Origin of the sequence: Synechococcus sp. BO 8801, from assembly GCF_002252675.1 — a bacterium.
Classification (GTDB): domain Bacteria; phylum Cyanobacteriota; class Cyanobacteriia; order PCC-6307; family Cyanobiaceae; genus Cyanobium.
The window spans coordinates 25,307-43,979 of sequence record NZ_NQKY01000004.1 but is presented as its reverse complement, the minus strand read 5'-3'; the positions used below and the strand labels follow the sequence as shown (position 1 = coordinate 43,979).

The window sequence follows — 18,673 nt, the reverse complement described above, 5'->3', positions numbered from 1 at the left end:
CTTGATGGGGAGCTGGGGCCGTCGCTGGGGCCGTCGATGGTGCCGAACGTCCCGAGGCTGGCGGTGATCCCTATCAGGGCCAGAATAAGTTCTGCCTATTTTATGTACAACGCCGATCGGCACTGGATTCAGGTGCGAAACGTAAACTTGTGCAAGTTTTCTTTTTTTCGCCACTCTGTGCCAGGACTGATGCTGTCCATGGCCTGCAAATTCGTCCATGGCGCGGGTTTATTTGTAAATGAGTGAGAGGAGCGCAACCCCCATGACTTATTCCACAAGGAATTTCACGAAGAATTTCACGAGGACATTTCTCCGCGGGGTGGGAATCGCCGCAACCGGTGGTCTCCTGCTTGGCGGTCCCGCCATGGCGGAGCTCAGGCCTGCTGGCGAGCGCACCGAGCCCGTGACGAATCCCGTGACTTCGGAATCGTCCGCAGGTCTTCCCGGGCTTGTGGAGGCCGGGCCCAGTGATCCTGCCGCCACGGCGGTTCCGGCCCTGGAATCCGCTCCTTCGGTGGCAGCCCCCAGGGCAAGCCTGGATTCCCAGGTTGCTCCGGACGCCACCCTCATTGCCCAGACCTACCCCCAGCCGGTGGTGAAGGAGGTCTATTCCGCCAAGGGGTGGTACCTCACCATCGGTGCCGGCGCCCAGACCCCCAGCGACCAGACGGTCAACAGCACGGGCACGCTCGTTTCACCCTTCTTCACGCCGCTGCTGTTCAACTTCGGCAACAACAACTCCACCAAACTTGACCTCGGCGGCGGCTTCTCCGGTGATGTGGGCGTCGGTTACGACTTCGGCGCCCTGCGCGCCGAGCTCACCTACGGCTACAGCCGGGCCAGCCTCAACGCCGTTGGTGCCGCCAATCCGATCGGCTTCGGTGCCTTCGGTATCGTGCCCTTCACCAACAACGTCTCCGGCATCATCAACAAGAATGATGTGCTGGCCAGCCTCTACTACGACATCGAGACCAACAGCCGCTGGACGCCCTACATCGGCGGTGGCATCGGGTACACCAACCTGAGCACCCCGAGTTTCAGCCTCAACGGCTTCCCCACCAACAGCGTCAACAAGGGGCTGTTCGGCTGGCAGGCCAAGGTCGGTGTCAGCTACGCCATGAGCTACAACTCCGATGTCTACCTTGAGGGCGTCTATCAAGGCGCTGGCGGGTATTCCTCCGAGAACCTGACCTTCGACGCTTTCAACAGCTTCGGCGGCAAGATCGGCTTCCGTTACCGCTTCGGTGCCCGCCCAGTGGCGGCCGCGCCCGCTCCCACCCCGGAGCCGGAACCCGTCATGCAGCCCGCACCGGCTCCAGCGCCGGTCTTCCAGCCCGAACCGGCCCCCGCGCCGATCCGCGGCCTGTGGTGATCACGGCGGCTCTCAGGGCCCCGGCCCCGTCGGAACTCCGTGCTTAGCCTTCGGGCGTGGCCGGGCCCCGGCGGGGCTTTTCCGTGCCGCTCTCCTGTCTGGGGTCGATCCTGCGATGTGTGTCGACTGCAACTGCGGCCAACCGGTCGCCCCCGCCCTTGAGGCCCCGCGGCACCTGGAGCTGGGCCAGCGCCTGCTGGTCCACAACGATGCCCAGGCGGCGGCCAACCGGGAGCATTTCGCCGCCGCCGGCGTCCGGGTGATCAACCTGCTCTCCTCGCCGGGCTCCGGCAAGACCGCCCTGCTGGAGCGGCTGGCCCTGGCGCTGGCGCCGTCGTCTCCGGCGGTGCGCCATCCAATGGCGGTGATCGTGGGGGACCTGGCCACCGACAACGATGCCCGTCGCCTGCGGGCCGCCGGTGTGCCGGCCCTGCAGATCACCACCGGCCAGGCCTGCCACCTGGAGGCGGCGATGGTGCACAGGGCCCTGCATGAGCTCGACCACCTTGGTCACCCCCTGGCGGGCCTGGAGCTGCTGGTGATCGAGAACGTGGGCAACCTGGTCTGCCCGGCCGCCTTCGACCTGGGCGAAAGCCAGCGGGTGGTGCTGCTGTCGGTCACCGAAGGGGAGGACAAACCCCTGAAGTACCCGGCCATGTTCCACTCCGCCGATGTGGTGGTGATCAGCAAGGGAGATCTGGCCGGGGCCTGCGGCTTCGATGCCCACCAGGCCCGCCGCAACGTGGCCCGGGTGGCCCCCCAGGCCCGGATCGTGGAGCTTTCCGCCCGCACCGGTGAGGGCATCGCCGCCCTGCTGGCGGCGCTCGGCCTGGAGCGGGTGGCCGTCGCCGGGTGAGCCGGTCGCCTGGGGACGGCCGGGCCCGGCTGCACCTGGAGTGCCGCGGCGTGGTGCAGGGGGTCGGCTTCCGGCCCCTGGTGCATCGGCTGGCCGCCGAACTGGAGCTCAGCGGCGAGGTGGAGAACGGCCCGGGGACGGTGCGTCTGCGGCTGGAGGGGGACCGGCCTTCGCTGGAGGCGTTCCTGCGGCGCCTGCCGCTCCTGTTGCCCCCCGGGGCCCGACTGGAGCCGTTGGATCCCGTCTGGTCGGCGGCCGCCGCCCCCGCGGCGGGTCCGTTCCAGGCGGGGGTCCGGATCGTGACCGGCCAGGCCGTGCCGCTCGGGGTCGATCTGTTCGCGTCGTCGCTGGTGGCCGACCGGGCCCCCTGCCCCGCCTGCCTGGTGGAACTGGCCGATCCCGCCGATCGCCGCTTCGGCTATCCCTTCATCAGCTGCTGCGACTGCGGTCCCCGCTTCAGCATCGCCACCGCCGAGCCCTGGACCCGGGCCCACACGACCCTGGCGCCGTTCGCCCTGTGCCCGGCCTGCCGCCGGGAGTTCGAGGACCCGTCCGATCGCCGCTTCCACGCCGAGACCATCGCCTGCCCGGTGTGCGGGCCGCGGCTGGCGCTTCTTGATGGGTCCGGGGCGCCCCTGGCGGGTTCCGCCGGCGGCGACGGCAGCCCCGCCGCCTTGATCCGCTCCTGCTGCGACCTCCTGGCGGCAGGGAAGATCCTGGCCCTGCAGGGCGTGGGCGGCTTCCAGCTGCTGGTGGATGCCACCAACGCCGCGGCGGTGGCCCGGCTGCGCCGGCGCAAGCGACGGCCCGCCAAGCCCTTCGCCCTGCTGGTGGCCGAGGCCGAGGCCCTCGCCCCCTTCTGCGTCATCGACGCCGCCGAGCGACGGGCCCTGGCGGATCCCGCCGCCCCGATCGTGTTGCTGTGGCGCCGCCTGGCCGCCACCGACGCCCTGCCGGGGGTGGCCCCGGGCAGCCCCTCCCTGGGGGCGATGCTGCCGGCGTCGCCGTTGCACCATCTGCTGGCGCGCGCCTTCGGCGGGCCCCTGGTGGCCACCAGCGGCAACCCCAGCGGTGAGCCGCTCTGCATCGATCCCGCCGAAGCGGTGCAGCGGCTGGGGGCCGGGGCCGGCGGCCCCATCGCCGATGTCTTCCTGGTGCACGACCGCGCCATCGCCCGCCCCCTGGATGATTCGGTGCTGCAGCTGATCGATGGCCGGCCGGCCCTGCTGCGCCGGGCCCGGGGTTATGCCCCGGAGCCCCTGGTGCTGGCGGCGGGTCCTGGTGCGGCGCCCGATGGTGTGGTGGCCCTTGGGGGGGATCTCAAGAGTGCGCCGGCCCTGGCGCTGGACGGGCGGCTGTGGCTGGCCCCCCACCTGGGGGACCTGGCCGAGGGCCGTCTGCTGTCGCGGCTGGCCGACGGTCTGGCGGCGATCGAGCGTCGCTGGGGCGGGCGGCTGACGCGGATCGCCTGCGATGCCCACCCCGGCTACCTCAGCCACCAGCTCGCCGCCGATCAGCCGTGGCCGCAACAAACGGTGCAGCACCACCGGGCCCACGGCCTGGCCGTGCTGGCCGAGCACGGGCTGCCCTTCCCGCTGTTGGCCGTCACCTGGGATGGGCTCGGCTACGCCCCGGGGGCCGACGGCGGCCCCCAGCTCTGGGGCGGAGAGCTGCTGCTGCTGGGCGGGCCCGGCGATCCCTCCTGCGAGCGACTGGTGGCCCTGCGGCCCTCGGGTCCCGGGCCCTGGGGCACCCCGGCGCCCGCCACAGCCTGGCGGCCTTCGCGGCCGCTGAGCGCCGCCTGCTGCTGCAGGCCGTCGCCAGCGGCTGCAACTGCCCCCTGACCACCAGCATGGGCCGGCTGTTCGATGCGGTCGCCTCCCTGCTGGGGCTGGTGCAGGTGCAGAGCTACGAGGGCGAGGGGGGTCTGCGCCTGGAAGGGGCCGCCGCCGCCGCTCCCCCGGAGCCTGGGCGCTGGTCCCTCCCCCTGCTGCCACCCGAGGCCGTCGCGGCGGGCACCGCCGCCGCTGGTCCCAGCCTGGGCTGGCTCGACTGGGAACCGCTGCTGGACGCTCTGCTGGCGGCGATCGCCGCCGGCGCGCCGCCGGCCCTCTGCGCCGCCCGTTTCCACCACACCCTGGCGGAGGCCCTGGCCGACGCGGTCGCCCTCGCCACGGCTGCCCGTGGGGGGGTGCCGGTGGCCCTGGCGGGGGGCTGCTTCCAGAACCGGCTGCTGCTGGAGGCCGCGATCGCGGCGCTGCGCTCCCGCGGCCTGCGGCCGTTCTGGCCGGAGGTGGTGCCCTGCAGCGATGGCGGGCTGGCCCTGGGGCAGGTCTGGGCGGTGGGCGGTCCGTGGGCAGATCCGGTCGGCGCGCCTACAACCGGGTGGAGTGCCCCCGAGCCGAACCCACCCCATGTGCCTGGCCGTGCCGGCTCGCATCCTCTCGATCCGGGTCCAGCCGCCGGCGGGCGACTCCGGCGATGACGACGGCCTCTGGCGCATGGCCGAGGTGGATTTCGGGGGGGTGCGCCAGCAGGTGAGCCTGGCCTGTCTGCCCGAGGCGGCGGTCGGCGATCGGGTGCTGGTGCACGTGGGCCTGGCCCTCAGCCTCGTCGAGGACGACCCCCCATGACGATCACCGTCGACGGCAACGAGGCCGTGGCACTCGTGGCCTACCGCCTCAACGAGGCGATCGCCATCTACCCGATCACCCCCGCCTCGCCGATGGGCGAGTGGGCCGACGCCTGGAACACCGAAGGCCGCCCCAACCTCTGGGGCACGGTGCCGGCGGTGGTGGAGCTGCAGAGCGAGGCCGGCGCCGCCGGCACCGTCCACGGGGCCCTGCAGGCGGGGGTGCTGACCACCACCTTCACGGCCTCCCAGGGGCTGCTGCTGATGGTGCCCAACCTCTACAAGCTGGCCGGCGAGCTCACCCCCGCCGTGCTGCATGTGGCGGCCCGTTCCCTGGCGGCCCAGGGGCTCTCGATCTTCGGCGACCACAGCGACGTGATGGCCTGCCGCGGCACGGGCTGCGTCATCCTCTGCTCCGCCTCGGTGCAGGAGGCCGGCGACTTCGCCGCCATCGCCACCCGGGCGAGCCTGAAGGGGCGGCTGCCGTTCCTGCACATGTTCGACGGCTTCCGCACCTCCCACGAGATCCAGAAGATCGAGCCCATCGCCGACGACGTGCTCCACGCCCTGATGCCGATGGAGGCGGTGGCGGCCCACCGCCAGCGGGCCCTCTCCCCGGACCATCCGGTGCTGCGGGGCACGGCCCAGAACCCGGACGTCTACTTCCAGGCGCGGGAGTCGGTGAACCGCTTCTACGACGCCCTCCCCGGCCACCTGGTGGAGGCGATGGAGTGCTTCGCCGGCCTCACCGGCCGCCAGTACGGCCCCTACGAGTACGTGGGCGCCGCCGCCGCCGAGCGGGTGGTGGTGCTGATGGGCTCCGGCTGCGAGACCGCCGACGAGACCGTTCAGGCCCTGATCGCGGCCGGCGATCGGGTGGGTGTGCTGAAGGTGCGCCTGTTCCGGCCCTTCGTGGCGTCCCTGTTCGCCGCCGCCTTGCCACCGACGGTGCAATCCCTGGCGGTGCTCGACCGCTGCAAGGAGCCGGGAGCCGGCGGTGAACCCCTCTACCTCGATGCGGTGGCGGCCCTCAGCGAGGAGTGGCGCTCCTGCCACGGCGATCGCCCCCTGCCCCGGGTGGTGGGCGGCCGCTACGGCCTCTCCTCCAAGGAGTTCACCCCGGCGATGGTCAAGGCGGTGTTCGACAACCTCCTGCTGAGCCAGCCCCGCAACCACTTCACCGTCGGCATCGACGACGACGTCACCCATCGCTCGCTGCCCGTCGCGGCGGACTTCCACGTGGATGGGCCCGACCAGGTGCGGGCCGTGTTCTACGGCCTGGGATCGGACGGCACCGTGGGGGGCAACAAGGCCACGATCAAGATCATCGGCGAGCAGACCGACCTGTTCGCCCAGGCCTACTTCGTCTACGACTCCAAAAAGTCGGGGTCGGTCACGGTGTCGCACCTGCGCTTCGGCCCCCGGCCGATCCGCGCCCCCTACCTGATCGAGCGCCCCACCCTGGTGGCCTGCCACCAGTGGGATTTCGTCGACCGCTTCGACCTGCTGGCCGGCCTGGACGCCGGTGGGGTTCTGCTGCTCAACAGCCCCTTCCCGATCGAGGAAAGCTGGCGGCGGATGCCGGCGTCGCTGCGCTGCGGCATCCGGGAGCGGGGGCTGTCGGTGTGGCTGATCAACGCCTACCGGGTGGCCCGGGAGGCGGGCATGGGGAACCACATCAACACGGTCATGCAGGCCTGCTTCTTCGCCGTCAGCGGCGTGCTGCCGCGCCAGGAGGCGATCGAGCAGATCCGTGCCTCCCTGCGCAAGACCTACGGCCGCAAGGGGGAGGCGGTGGTGGCCATGAACCTGCGCGCCCTCGATGCCACGCTCGACAACCTCCTGCCCCTCGACTGGCGCCAGCTGCCGGCCGAGGACGACCTGCCGCCACCGGCCCCTGCGGCCGACCGGCTCGCCGAGGCTCCGCTGTTCGTGCGGGAGGTGATCGGGCCGCTGCTGGAGCGGCGCGGCGATGCCCTGCCCGTCAGCGCCCTGCCCTGCGACGGCACCTGGCCCACGGGCACGGCCCAGTGGGAGAAGCGCAACATCGCCGAGACCGTGCCGGTGTGGGAGAGCGACCTCTGCGTGCAGTGCGGCAAGTGCGTCATGGTGTGCCCCCATGCCGTGATCCGGGCCAAGGCGGTGGCGCCGGAGACCCTGGAGGGCGCACCGGAGGGCTTCCGCCAGGCCCCGGCCCGTGATCCGGACCTGGCGGGCCGCAGCTTCACGATCCAGGTGGCCGTGGAGGACTGCACCGGCTGCGCCCTGTGCGTGGAGGTCTGCCCCGCCCGGGACCGCACCGAGCCGAAGCGCAAGGCGATCAACATGGCCCCCCAGCGCCCCCTGCGTGAGGCCGGCCGCGGCCACTGGGACTACTTCCTGGGGCTGCCCGAAATGGCCCGCGGCGACCTCAACCTGCACAGGATCGGCCAGCAGCAGCTGCAGCAGCCCCTGTTCGAGTTCTCCGGCGCCTGCGGCGGCTGCGGCGAGACGCCCTACCTCAAGCTGGCCAGCCAGCTGTTCGGCGACCGCATGCTGGTGGCCAACGCCACGGGCTGCTCCTCCATCTACGGCGGCAACCTGCCCACCACCCCCTGGAGCATGAATGCCGAGGGCCGCGGTCCCGCCTGGAGCAATTCCCTGTTCGAGGACAACGCCGAGTTCGGCCTGGGCATGCGCGTGGCGATCGACCAGCAGCGCCAGATGGCCCTCGAACTGCTGGAGCGGCTGGGGCCGGCGCCGGAGCGGGCCGAGCCCTTGCTGCCCGGGGCCCTGGTGGCAGCGATCCGGGACGCCGACCAGCACGACGAGGCCGGCATCGTCGCCCAGCGGCAGCGGGTGGAGGAGCTCAAGCGCCTGCTGCACGCCATGGCACCGGAGGCCCCCGAAGCCGCCCGTCTGCTGGATCTGGCCGATGCCCTGGTCAAGAAGAGCGTCTGGCTGGTGGGGGGCGACGGCTGGGCCTATGACATCGGCTTCGGCGGCCTCGACCACGTGCTCGCCAGCGGCCGGGACGTCAATGCCCTGGTGCTCGACACCGAGGTGTACTCCAACACCGGCGGCCAGATGTCGAAGGCCACCCCCCGGGCGGCGGTGGCCAAGTACGCCGCCGGCGGCAAGGCGGCCCCCAAGAAGGATCTCGGGCTGATGATGATGAGCTATGGCACGGTCTACGTGGCCAGCGTGGCCATGGGGGCCCGCGACGAGCACACGGTGCGGGCGTTCCTGGAGGCGGAGAGCTATCCGGGGCCGTCGCTGATCCTGGCCTACTCCCACTGCATCGCCCACGGCATCGACATGGCCCGGGGCATGGAGCAGCAGAAGGCGGCGGTGGATTCCGGCCGCTGGCTGCTCTACCGCTACGACCCGCGCCGCACCGAGCGGGGCGAGCACCCGCTGCAGATCGACAGCCGGGGTCAGAAACGACCCCTGGCCGAAGCCATGGCCACGGAGAACCGCTTCCGGATGCTCTCCTTCAGCCAGCCGGAGCGGGCCCGGGCCCTGGCGCGTCAGGCGGAGCTGGAGGTGACCCGGCGCTGGGCCATGTATCAGGCCCTCGCCGGCACCCCGGCCCCATCCCCCAGCGAGGCACCGGCATGACCCGCCCCGATCTGTCCGTCACCTACCTGGGCCTGGAGCTGCGCAGCCCCCTGGTGGTGGGGGCCGCCGCTCCCCTCAGCGAGGACATCGACCAGCTGCTGCGGCTGGAGGAGGCCGGCGCCGCGGCCGTGGTGCTGCATTCGCTGTTCGAGGAGCAGATCGAGCGCGACCAGCTGGAGCTGCACCGGGTGACCCTGCAGGGCGCCGACAGCTACGGGGAGGCGCTCAGCTACTTCCCCGAGCCCTCGATCTTTCACGTGGGCCACGACCTCTACCTGCGCCACCTGGAGCAGGCCCGCTCCCGGCTGGCGGTGCCGGTGATCGCCAGCCTCAACGGCGCCCACCCGGGCCAGTGGGTGCAGGTGGCGCGGCGGATGGAGTCGGCCGGCGCCAGTGCCCTGGAGCTGAACATCTATTCCGTCCCCACCGATCCGGATCTCTCCAGCGCGGCGATCGAGAACCAGGTGCTGGAGATCGTCGCCGAGGTGCGCGCCGAGGTGACCCTGCCCCTGGCGGTGAAGCTCAGCCCCTTCTTCACCAACTTCGGCGCGATGGCCAAGCGGCTGGCCGCCGTCGGGGCCGATGGCCTGGTGCTGTTCAACCGCTTCTACCAGCCCGACATCGACATCGAGGAACTGGAGGTGCGACCCAACCTGTTGCTGTCCACCCCCCACGACCTGCGGCTGCCCCTGCGCTGGATCGCCCTGCTGCACGGCCGCCACCCGCTTGATCTGGCGGCCACCGGCGGCGTGCACCGCGGCACCGACGTGGTGCGGCTGCTGATGGCCGGCGCCGCCATCACCCAGGTGGTGGCCGCCCTGCTGCGCCACGGTCCGGGCCGGCTGGCGGGGCTGGAGGAGGAGCTGGCCCAGTGGTTGCTGGAGCACGAGCACGCCACGGCCCGGGAGCTGATCGGCTGCATGAGCCAGCAGCGCTGCCCCGATCCCAGCGAGTACGAGCGCTCCCAGTACATGCGCGCCGTTCAGACCTTCCTGCCCGCCGATGCCGCGGCGGCGCCGGGGCCCTGGTGAGTGCTCCGCTGGCGGCGACGGCGGAGGTGGCCGCCGTGCGGGAGCTGGCGGCCGAGCTGGCCGCGATCACCACCCGCCCCTGGACCCTGATGGAGGTGTGCGGCGGCCAGACCCACGCCATCGTGCGCTGGGGGCTCGACCAGCTGCTCCCCCCCGGGCTGCGGCTGATCCACGGCCCCGGCTGCCCGGTCTGCGTCACGCCCGCCGCCACCATCGATGCGGCCCGGGCCCTGGCCCGCCGGCCCGAGGTGATCCTCTGCTCCTACGGCGACATGCTGCGGGTGCCGGGCAGTGCCGCCGATGACGGGCCGGGGGATCTGCTGGGGGTGCGGGCCGAGGGGGGCGATGTGCGCCTGCTCACCTCCCCCCTCGAGGCCCTGGCCCTGGCCCGGCGCCATCCGGATCGCCAGGTGGTGTTCCTGGCGGTGGGCTTCGAGACCACGGCCCCGGCCACGGCCCTGCTGGTGCGCCAGGCGATGGCCGCCGGGGCGGCCAACCTCTCCCTGCTGGCGGCCCACGTGCGGGTGCCCCCCGCCATGGCGGCGATCCTGGTGGCCGAGGGCAACCAGGTGCAGGGCTTCCTGGCGGCGGGGCATGTGTGCGCGGTGATGGGCACCGCGGAGCTGGAGCAGCTGGCGGATCGGCACCGGGTGCCGGTGGTGGTGAGCGGCTTCGAGCCCCTCGATCTGATGCGGGGGCTGGTGGCCTGCGTGCGCCAGCTGGAGCGGGGTGAGGCGCGGGTGGCGAATGCCTACGGCCGGGTGGTGCGCCAGCAGGGCAATCCGGCCGCCCGGGCCCTGCTGGAGTCGGTGTTCGAGCCGGTGGACCGGCCCTGGCGGGGCTTCGGCGTGATCCCGGGGGGCGGCCTGGGGCTGAGGGCACCGTTCCGGAGCCTGGAGGCCGGGGCCCGCTTCAGCGACATGCCCGGTGGCCCCGAGGCCGGGGTCGAGCCGGCGGGCGTCTGCATCAGCGGCCGCATCCTGCAGGGGCGCGCCCGGCCCATGGACTGCCCGGCCTTCGGGACCGCCTGCACCCCCGAGCATCCGCTGGGGGCGCCGATGGTGTCCTCCGAGGGGGCCTGCGCCGCCTACCACCGTTACGGCCGCCGTGGCTGAGCCGGCCCCGCCCGCCACCCCCCGCATCCAGCTGGCCCATGGCGGCGGCGGCACCCTGATGCAGCAGCTGATCGACGCCGAGCTGCGCTGCCTCTACGCCGACCCCGACCAGGTGCTGCACGATGCCGCCCGCCTGTCCCTGCCCCACGGCCGGCTCGCCTTCACCACCGACAGCTACGTGGTGCAGCCCCTGGAGTTCGAGGGGGGCGACATCGGCACCCTGGCGGTGACGGGCACCGCCAACGACCTGGCCATGGCCGGCGCCAGGCCCTTGGTGCTGAGCCTGGGCCTGATCCTGGAGGAGGGGCTGGAGCTGGCCCTGCTGCGCCGCATCGTCAGCTCGATGGTGGAGGCGGCCCGGCGCTGCGGGGTGACCATCGTCACCGGCGACACCAAGGTGGTGGAGCGGGGCAAGGGGGACGGGGCCTTCCTCAACACCAGCGGCATCGGCCTGCTGCAGGTGGACGCGCCGATCGATCCGCTGGCGATCGTCCCCGGGGACCAGCTGCTGGTGAGCGGCGACCTGGGCCGCCACGGGGTGGCGATTCTGGCCGCCCGCCATGGCCTGGATCTGCAGCCCCCCCTGGCCACGGACTGCATGCCCCTGTGGCCGGCGGTGGAGGCGCTGCTGGGAGCGGGGGTTCGGCTCCACTGCCTGCGGGATCTCACCCGGGGCGGCCTGGCCAGTGCCCTGCAGGAGCTGGCGGCCCCCGGCGGGCTGGAGCTGCTGGTGGAGGAGGAGCGCATCCCGGTGGCCGAGCCGGTGCGGCGCACCTGCGAGCTGCTGGGCTTCGACCCGCTGCACCTGGCCAACGAGGGCCGCTTCCTGGCGGTGGTGCCCGAGGCCGATCGGCAGCGGGCCCTGGAGGTGCTGGCGCCGGCAGGTGGGGCCTGGATCGGCCGGGTGCTGGAAGCGGGTCCCGGAGCCGGCCGCCCCCGGGGCCGGGTGCTGCTGCGCACCCCCTACGGCAGTGAGCGGGTGCTGGTGCCCCTCAGCGGGGAACTGCTGCCGCGGATCTGCTGAAGCCTGGCGGCGCCTGTCCAGCGTGGCGCCAGCGCTTGTCGAGGGCATCGGCGAGGATCACCAGCAGCGGAGCCAGGGCCATCGGCCCCAGCCAGGCCATCGGGAATGGCCGCATCCCGAACACCGCCGCCACCGGAGCCAGCAGCACCAGGGCGCTGGCCAGCAGCGGCTCGCTGATCAGTCCCAGCCAGAGCATCGGATTGGGGATGGCGAGCATCGCCCAGGCGGGACGGCGCTCACTGCGGCAGGCCAGCAGGGTGCCCATCTGGCCGGCCACGATCAGACAGAAGGTGACGGTGGTGGCCTGCTGCTGGATCGCCACCACGCCGGCGTCAGCCGTGTGATGCAGCAGCTGAGGGGCCAGGACCCGCAGCTGGCTCCAGCCCACGCCGTTGGCCCGCCAGGTGAGCAGATAGCCCGCCATGGCCACCAGGCCCTCCACCAGCCCCAGCACCAGATAGGCCCGCACCATCACGGCCCGGTTGAGCAACGGCAGGCCCTTGGGGCGCGGGGGCAGGCGCATTACGCCGGGTTCGGGGGGGTCGGCCCCCAGCCCCAGGGCCGGCAGCAGGTCCGTGCCCAGGTCGACGGCCAGGATCTGCAGAACCGTGAGGGCAGCCGGAATCCCGACGGCCACCATCGCCAGGAAGGGCAGCACCTCCGGCACGTTGGACGCCAGCACGTAGGTGATGAAGCGGCCGATGTTGGTCACCACCGAGCGGCCATAACGGACGGCCTGCACGATCGTGGCGAAGTTGTCGTCAAGCAGCACGATGTCGGCGGCTTCGCGGGCCACGTCCGTGCCGCTGATCCCCATCGCCAGACCGACATCGGCGGCGCGCAGGGCCGGCGCATCGTTGACCCCGTCGCCGGTGACCGCCACCACGTCGCCGAGGGCGCGGTAGGCCTGCACCAGGCGCAGCTTCTGCTCCGGCGCCATGCGGGCGAACACCAGCCTGCTGCGGAACTTGAGCAGCTGGCGCAGGTGCACGTCGCTGATCTGGGCCAGGGTGGACCCCTCGATCACCCGCACCGGGTCGGCGCTGGCCTGCTGTTGCGCCGTCGATCCGGCCCTGGGTCCGGGCGGGTCGAGCAGGCCGATCTGCTGGGCGATCGCCTGGGCCGTCAGGCCATAGTCGCCGGTGACCATCGTCACCTTGATGCCGGCTTCACGGCACTGACGGATCGCGTCCGGCACCTCCGGACGGGGCGGGTCGTAGAGACCCAGCAGGCCGAGGAACATCTGGGCGCTCTCCAGGGCCTCCGCCGGCGCCTCGCCGCATCCCCCGTCGCCGCGGCGGAGTGCCACGGCGATGACCCGGTAGCCCCGGGCGGCCAGACCGTCATTGGCCTCCACCACCCGCTGGCGCAGGGCGGCGTCCAGGGGCAGGTCCGCCCCGGGCGACAACCAGGTGGTGCAGTGGTCGAGGACATCCAGTGGCGCCCCCTTGGTGATCAGCAGGGAGCCCCCGCTGGCGATCGGCAGGTCATCGGCCCCGTCGCTCCAGTCGACCAGCACGGTCATGCGGCGGCGATGGGAGTCGAAGGGGATTTCGCGGCGTCGCGGATGCCGGCCCGGCTGCTCCCCCGGCGCCAGGCCGGCGGCGGCGGCGGCCAGCAGCATCGCCGTTTCGGTGGGATCCCCCACCGCGCGCCAGGGTTCGGCGGCACTGCTGCCCCCGGCCGTGGCCGGCTCCAGACGGGCGTTGGAGCAGAGGGCGGCACAGCGCAGCAGCAGCCGCTCCAGCCCCTCCCCGGCCACCGGCAGCCAGGTGCTTTCCACCGCCATGCGGTTGCCGGTGAGCGTTCCGGTCTTGTCGCAGCAGATCACGCTGACCGAGCCGAGGGCCTCCACCGCCGACAGGCGGCGGACCAGCGCCTTGCGCCGGGCCATGCGCTGCACGGCCATGGCCAGGGCCATGGTCACCGTGGGCAGCAGCCCCTCGGGCACGTTGGCCACGATGATGCCCGTGGCGAACACCACGCTCTCCAGGGGGTTCATCCCCACCAGCAGGACGCTGAGGCCGAAGGCCAGCAGTCCCATGGTGACGGCGATGGTGCAGATCGTGTGCACGATCCGGCTCACCTGCACCTCCAGGGTGCTGGCCCCGCGGGCGGTGCCGGCGGCCAGCCTGGCCACCTGTCCGAATTCGGTCTCGGGGCCCGTGGCGTAGACGAAGGCCTCCCCCCGTCCGGAAGCCACCGTGCTGCCGGCCATCACCAGGTTGATGCGCTCACCGGTGCTGACCTTCGCCTGCAGCTGGCTGCCCTCGAGGGCCTCACTGCGGCGGGCCACCGGCAGGGATTCGCCGGTGAGCACCGACAGGTCCAGATAGAGCGCATGGGCCTCGCTCAGCCGGCAGTCGGCCGGAACCCTGTCCCCCTCCTCGAGCCGAATCCGATCGCCGGCCACCAGCTCTTCCGCCGGCAGAAAGCCCAGCTGGCCGTCACGCCACACCTGCACCTGGCTCGGCAGGGCGCGGGTGAGGGCGGCCAGGGTGCGCTCGGCCTGGAACTCCTGCCAGAAGGAGAAGACGCCGTTGATGACCACCACCGTCCAGATGGCCCAGCCCAGCTGGGGGGTCCCGGCGGCGAAGGCCAGACCGCCGGCGACCCACAGCAGCAGGGCCATGAAGTGGACCATCTGGTCCAGGAAGCGGAGGGCCAGGGGTCGACGCTTCAGGGGCGGCAGACGGTTGGCGCCGAATCGCGCCAGCCGCCGTTCCGCCTCCCCGCTGCCAAGGCCCTCCGGTGTGGTCTGCAGGGCCTGGTGGACGCCCTCCAGCGGCAGCGACCAGATCGGCTGGGAGGCGGCGAGCAGCACGGATCGGCGGCGGAGGCCACGTTCAGCATGGCCAGCCCGGGGTCGGGCGAAGTGACGTGGCTAGCGTCCCTTGGCCTGTGGATGCCGCTGCCCATGCCACCGCAGATGCCCCGGTCGATGCGGCGTCGCCTGGTGGCTGTGGCGGCCCTGGTCCTGGCCACCTTTCCGGCGGCAGCGGCCGAGGTCGGCACCCTCTGGCGGGTGCGGGACGGCGCCGGCACCGTCTTCATCGCCGGCTCCCTGCACCAGCTGCGGCGCGACCGGGCCGGACTCCCCCCGTCCTATGGCCTGGCCTACGGGGAGGCGGAGCGGCTGGCCATGGAGCTCGACATGGATGCCATCAGCCCGGCGGCCCTGGCCGGTGAGCTGGTGGCGCGGGCCCTTGATCCCGACGGCCGCTCCCTGCGCGATGGCCTGCCGCCGGCCACCTGGCGGACCCTGCAGCCGCGCCTGGCGGGCCTGGGGCTGCCCGAGGCGGCGATCGATCGTTTCGAGCCCTGGGCCGTGGCCCTGCTGCTCGCCTCCGCCGAGTTCCTGCAACGGGGCTATTCCCCCGACAGCGGGGTGGAGGGCCAGCTCCAGGCCAGGGCCGCCGCCGACCGCAAGCCCATCGATGGCCTGGAGACCCCGGCCGAGCAGTTCGAGCTGTTCGACGGCCTGCCCAGGACCGACCAGGTGCAGCTGCTGGAGGTCACCCTGAAGGAACTGGATGGGGTCGGGCCCCGGCTCGACGCCCTCGAGGACGCCTGGCGGGCCGGCGACCTGCCCCGTCTCGAGGCCCTCCTGCTCGGGGATTACCGCCAGCGGCCGGATCTCCACGAGCGGCTGGTGGTACGGCGCAATGGGGCCTGGGTGGCTCCGGTGCGGGGGTTCCTGCGGCGCCCTGACGACACCCTGGTGGTGGTGGGGTTGATGCACCTCATGGGCGACCGGGGGCTGATCGCCCTGCTGCGGCAGCAGGGGCTGAAGCCGGAGCGGTTCGTGGATGGGGCCTGGCGGCCGGATCCCTAGGCCTGTTCGCCCCGCCGGCCGTGGCCAGCGCCCAGGCTGAGCTCCCAGCCCTTGACGATCCGGTAAAGGGTGGGAACCAGGAACAGGGTCAGCACAGTGGCCACCAGCAGCCCGAAGAACACCACCGTGCCGATGCTGGTGCGACTGGCCGCACCCGCTCCTGTGGCGAACAGCAGGGGCAGGAAGCCCGCCAGGGAGGAGAAGGCGGTGAGCAGGATCGGCCGCAGACGGGCGACGGCGGCGCCGTGGACGGCCTCATCGAGGGGCATCCCCTCCGCCAGGCGCTGGTTGGCGAATTCGACAATCAGGATCGCGTTCTTCGCCGCCAGGGCCACCAGCACCAGCAGGCCCATCTGGCCGTAGACGTCCAGGGGCAGGCCCCGCAGGGCCAGCCCCAGCACCCCACCGAGCACCCCCATGGGCACGGTGACCAGGATGATGAAGGGATCGGCGAAGTTCTCGTACAGGCCGGCCAGCACCAGCAGCATCACCAGCACCGCCAGGGCGAACACCTGCAGATTGCCGCCCCCTGCCCGGGCCTCTTCCCTCGCCAGCCCCGCCCACTCCAGGTCGGTGGCTGTGCTGGCCCGGTCCCGCTGCAGCTGCTCCAGCAGGGCGATGGCCTGGCCGCTGCTCACCCCCGGGGCCGGCTGGGCCCGGATGCTGATCGAGCGCACCAGGCGGGTGTGGTTGATGGTGGTGGGGCCGGTGCCGGCTTCCACCTGCACGATCTGGGCCAGGGGGATCAGCTGGCCGGTGCGGTTGCGCACCTGCAGGGCCAGCACGTCATCGGCATCCCGGCGGGCCTCGCCCTCGAGCTGGACGATCACCTTGCGCACCTGGTCGCCTTCGAAGCTGTCGTTGACGTAGTCGCTGCCGAAGCTGGCCCCGAGCACGCTCACCAGTTCATCGAGATCCACCTGGAGCGAGGCCATGCGCAGCCGGTCGGGGATCAGCCGCAGCAGGGGAGCGTCGGCACTGAAGCGGGTGCCCACCTGGTCAAAGGCGCCCGTCTGCCGGGCCGCGGCGATGAAGGCCTCGGCCTCCTGCTGGAACTCCCCGAGGCTGAGGCGACCGCCACTGGTGTCGAGCAGGTCGAACTCCAGTCCGCTTTCGCTGCTGAAGCCCCGCACCGTGGGGGATTCGCTCACGATCACCGTGGCGTCGGTGATCGTCTGGCGCAGGCGTCTGTTCAGCCGTTCGGCCACGGCGGCCGCGCTCTGGTCGGCCCCGGGGCGCTCCTCGATCGGCTTGAGCCTCAGGAAGAAGATCCCCTTGTTGGGGGAGCTGTCGCCGAAGGAGCGACCGGCGTAGAAGTTGGCGAAGCGGATCAGGGGCTCCTGGTCCATCACCTCCCGCACCTGCTCCATCACCTGCTGGGTGCGGGGCAGGGCGATGCCGTCCTGGAGCAGCAGCACCCCCCGCAGCTGGCCGCTGTCCTCCTGGGGGATGAAGGCCTTGGGCCGCTGCTCGAACGCCAGGCCCGTCAGCAGCAGACCGATCAGCAGGCCGACCACCACGCGACGCCGCCAGCCCAGCACACGGCTGAGCAGCCGGTCGTAGGGGCCCTCCAGACGCTCGAGGGCCCGCCGGGGCGGATCGATCCAGCGCAGCAGCCAGGCGGGCTCCCGGCGATCGGCGTGGAGCAGCCGGCTGGCGGCCACCGGGGTGAAGGTGAGGGCGTTGAAGGTGGAGAAGACGATCGTGCCACCGATCGTGAGGGCGATCGGGGCGTAGAGACGGCCCAGGCTGCCCCCCAGGGTCAGCACCGGCAGGAACACCACGATCAGCACCAGGGAGGTGGCGATCACGGCACCGCCCAGTTCCGCCATGGCTTCGCGGGCGGCGTCCAGGGGGGGGCGGCCATTCTCCAGCCGCCGGCCGATGTCCTCGCTGACCACGATGGCGTCATCCACCACCAGGCCGCTGGCCAGCACCATGCCGAACAGGGTGAGGGTGTTGATCGAATCCCCGCTGAGCCGGAGCACGGCCAGTGAACCGATCAGGGCCACCGGCACCGCCGAGGCGCTGATCAGGGCCAGGCGGCTGTTCCCCAGCCCCAGCAGCAGCACCAGGAACACCAGCAGCACCGCCTCACGCAGGCTCGCCGTGGTGCGGTCGATGCTGGTCCGGATCGAGGCGGCCTCATCCACGATCACCTGGAGATCCACCCCCGGCGGAAAGCGGGGCCCCAGCTCCTCCAGGGCCTGGTCGATTCCCTGGCTCACCTCCAGGGCATTGCTGCCGTCCCGCTGGAAGATCCCCACAGCCACCGCTGTCTTGCCGCTCAGGTCGGTGGCGATCGATTCGTAGTTCTCGCTGCCCAGGCTCACCCGGCCCACATCCTTCAGCAGGGTGACGCCCCCGTTGGCACTGCGGTCGACCACCAGAGATTCGAACTCCTGGGCGGTGCGCAGCCGTCCCTCCATGCGCAGCGGCAGGGTGACCAGCTGGTCATCGGGGGAGGGAGCCACCCCGGCCTGGCCAAGGGCGGCCAGCACGTTCTGCTCCTCGAGGGCATCGCGCACCTCGCTGATGGTGAGATTGCGTTCCTCCAGGCGCAACGGATCGAGCCAGAGGCGGAAGGCGAGCGAGCTTCCCCCGAACAGCCGCACTTCGCCCACGCCGGGCACCCGCTGCAGCCGGTCGCGGATCACCTGGTCCACCCAGCCGCTCAGGAAGGTGGCGTCGTAACGGTCGCGACTGGCACTGAAACTCAGTGTCATCAGCAGGTCATCGGAGGTGCGTCGCACCTGCACCCCGAAGCGCGCCACCTGGGCCGGCAGCTGGCGGCTCACCACCGCCGCCTCGTTCTGGGTGTTGATCTGGTTGATCTCGGGATTGCCGCCCTCGAAGCCGAGGGAGATGCTGCTGCCGTTGGCCGAGCTGGTGGATCGGATCGAATCGAGCCTCTCCAGGCCGTTGAACTGTTTCTCCAGCAGGGTCGTGACGCCCTGCTCCACCACCTCCGGACTGGCGCCCGGGTAGCTGGCGCTGACCGATACCCGGCCCGGGGCGATCGGCGGCAGGTTCTCGACCTTGAGTCCGGGCAGGCTGATCAGGCCGCCGAGAAGCACCAGCAGGCTCAGCACCAGCGTCAGCACCGGCCGGCGCAGGAAGGGGTCGGAGATCGACTTCACGGAAACGCCTGGGTGGGCACCGACCCTGATCGCCGCCCGATCCTGGCAGGGGCGGCAGCCGGCCCGCG

General features: G+C 72.1%; 12 protein-coding genes. 10 read left to right on the top strand and 2 right to left on the bottom strand.

The features are described 5' to 3' along the window. The first annotated feature begins 514 nt into the window (after window positions 1-514). The 9 genes from CJZ86_RS04520 (at window position 515) to hypE (ending at window position 11,630) form a co-directional block, all read left to right on the top strand. Entirely contained in the window at window positions 515-1,372 is an 858-nt protein-coding gene (locus tag CJZ86_RS04520; protein ID WP_158219500.1) for an outer membrane protein, read from the top strand. A gap of 115 nt (window positions 1,373-1,487) precedes the next feature. Next, window positions 1,488-2,228 (top strand): hydrogenase nickel incorporation protein HypB, encoded by a 741-nt coding sequence (gene hypB, locus CJZ86_RS04515; RefSeq protein WP_094584770.1) that lies wholly within the window; start codon window positions 1,488-1,490, stop codon window positions 2,226-2,228. After that, entirely contained in the window at window positions 2,225-4,072 is a 1,848-nt protein-coding gene (hypF, locus tag CJZ86_RS04510) for a carbamoyltransferase HypF (protein WP_233133838.1), read from the top strand. Before hypB ends, hypF begins: the two co-directional genes overlap by 4 nt. After that, complete coding sequence (locus tag CJZ86_RS17260) at window positions 3,973-4,713, top strand: Kae1-like domain-containing protein (protein WP_502690418.1); 741 nt, start codon at window positions 3,973-3,975, stop codon at window positions 4,711-4,713. Before hypF ends, CJZ86_RS17260 begins: the two co-directional genes overlap by 100 nt. Further along, window positions 4,655-4,861, top strand: a complete 207-nt coding sequence (locus CJZ86_RS04505) for a HypC/HybG/HupF family hydrogenase formation chaperone (protein WP_233133836.1) — start codon at window positions 4,655-4,657, stop codon at window positions 4,859-4,861. Before CJZ86_RS17260 ends, CJZ86_RS04505 begins: the two co-directional genes overlap by 59 nt. Then, complete coding sequence (nifJ, locus tag CJZ86_RS04500) at window positions 4,858-8,460, top strand: pyruvate:ferredoxin (flavodoxin) oxidoreductase (RefSeq protein WP_094584768.1); 3,603 nt, start codon at window positions 4,858-4,860, stop codon at window positions 8,458-8,460. Before CJZ86_RS04505 ends, nifJ begins: the two co-directional genes overlap by 4 nt. Further along, window positions 8,457-9,491 (top strand): dihydroorotate dehydrogenase-like protein, encoded by a 1,035-nt coding sequence (locus CJZ86_RS04495; RefSeq protein WP_094584767.1) that lies wholly within the window; start codon window positions 8,457-8,459, stop codon window positions 9,489-9,491. Before nifJ ends, CJZ86_RS04495 begins: the two co-directional genes overlap by 4 nt. Further along, on the top strand, window positions 9,488-10,606 hold the full coding sequence (gene hypD, locus CJZ86_RS04490) for a hydrogenase formation protein HypD (protein ID WP_094584766.1): 1,119 nt from the start codon (window positions 9,488-9,490) through the stop codon (window positions 10,604-10,606). Before CJZ86_RS04495 ends, hypD begins: the two co-directional genes overlap by 4 nt. Further along, on the top strand, window positions 10,599-11,630 hold the full coding sequence (gene hypE / locus CJZ86_RS04485) for a hydrogenase expression/formation protein HypE (RefSeq protein ID WP_094584765.1): 1,032 nt from the start codon (window positions 10,599-10,601) through the stop codon (window positions 11,628-11,630). The genes hypD and hypE overlap by 8 nt, the downstream gene beginning before the upstream one ends. On the opposite strand, the gene CJZ86_RS04480 is transcribed toward hypE, so the two are convergent. Continuing rightward, complete coding sequence (locus tag CJZ86_RS04480) at window positions 11,599-14,454, bottom strand: cation-translocating P-type ATPase (RefSeq protein ID WP_094584764.1); 2,856 nt, start codon at window positions 14,452-14,454, stop codon at window positions 11,599-11,601. The two genes, hypE and CJZ86_RS04480, sit on opposite strands and share 32 nt — an antisense overlap. Window positions 14,455-14,559: 105 nt before the next feature. Between CJZ86_RS04480 and CJZ86_RS04475 the strand changes: the two genes are divergently transcribed. Then, complete coding sequence (locus CJZ86_RS04475) at window positions 14,560-15,465, top strand: TraB/GumN family protein (protein ID WP_158219499.1); 906 nt, start codon at window positions 14,560-14,562, stop codon at window positions 15,463-15,465. On the opposite strand, the gene CJZ86_RS04470 is transcribed toward CJZ86_RS04475, so the two are convergent. Beyond that, complete coding sequence (locus CJZ86_RS04470) at window positions 15,462-18,605, bottom strand: efflux RND transporter permease subunit (protein ID WP_094584762.1); 3,144 nt, start codon at window positions 18,603-18,605, stop codon at window positions 15,462-15,464. The genes CJZ86_RS04475 and CJZ86_RS04470 overlap by 4 nt on opposite strands. Window positions 18,606-18,673 lie beyond the last annotated feature (68 nt).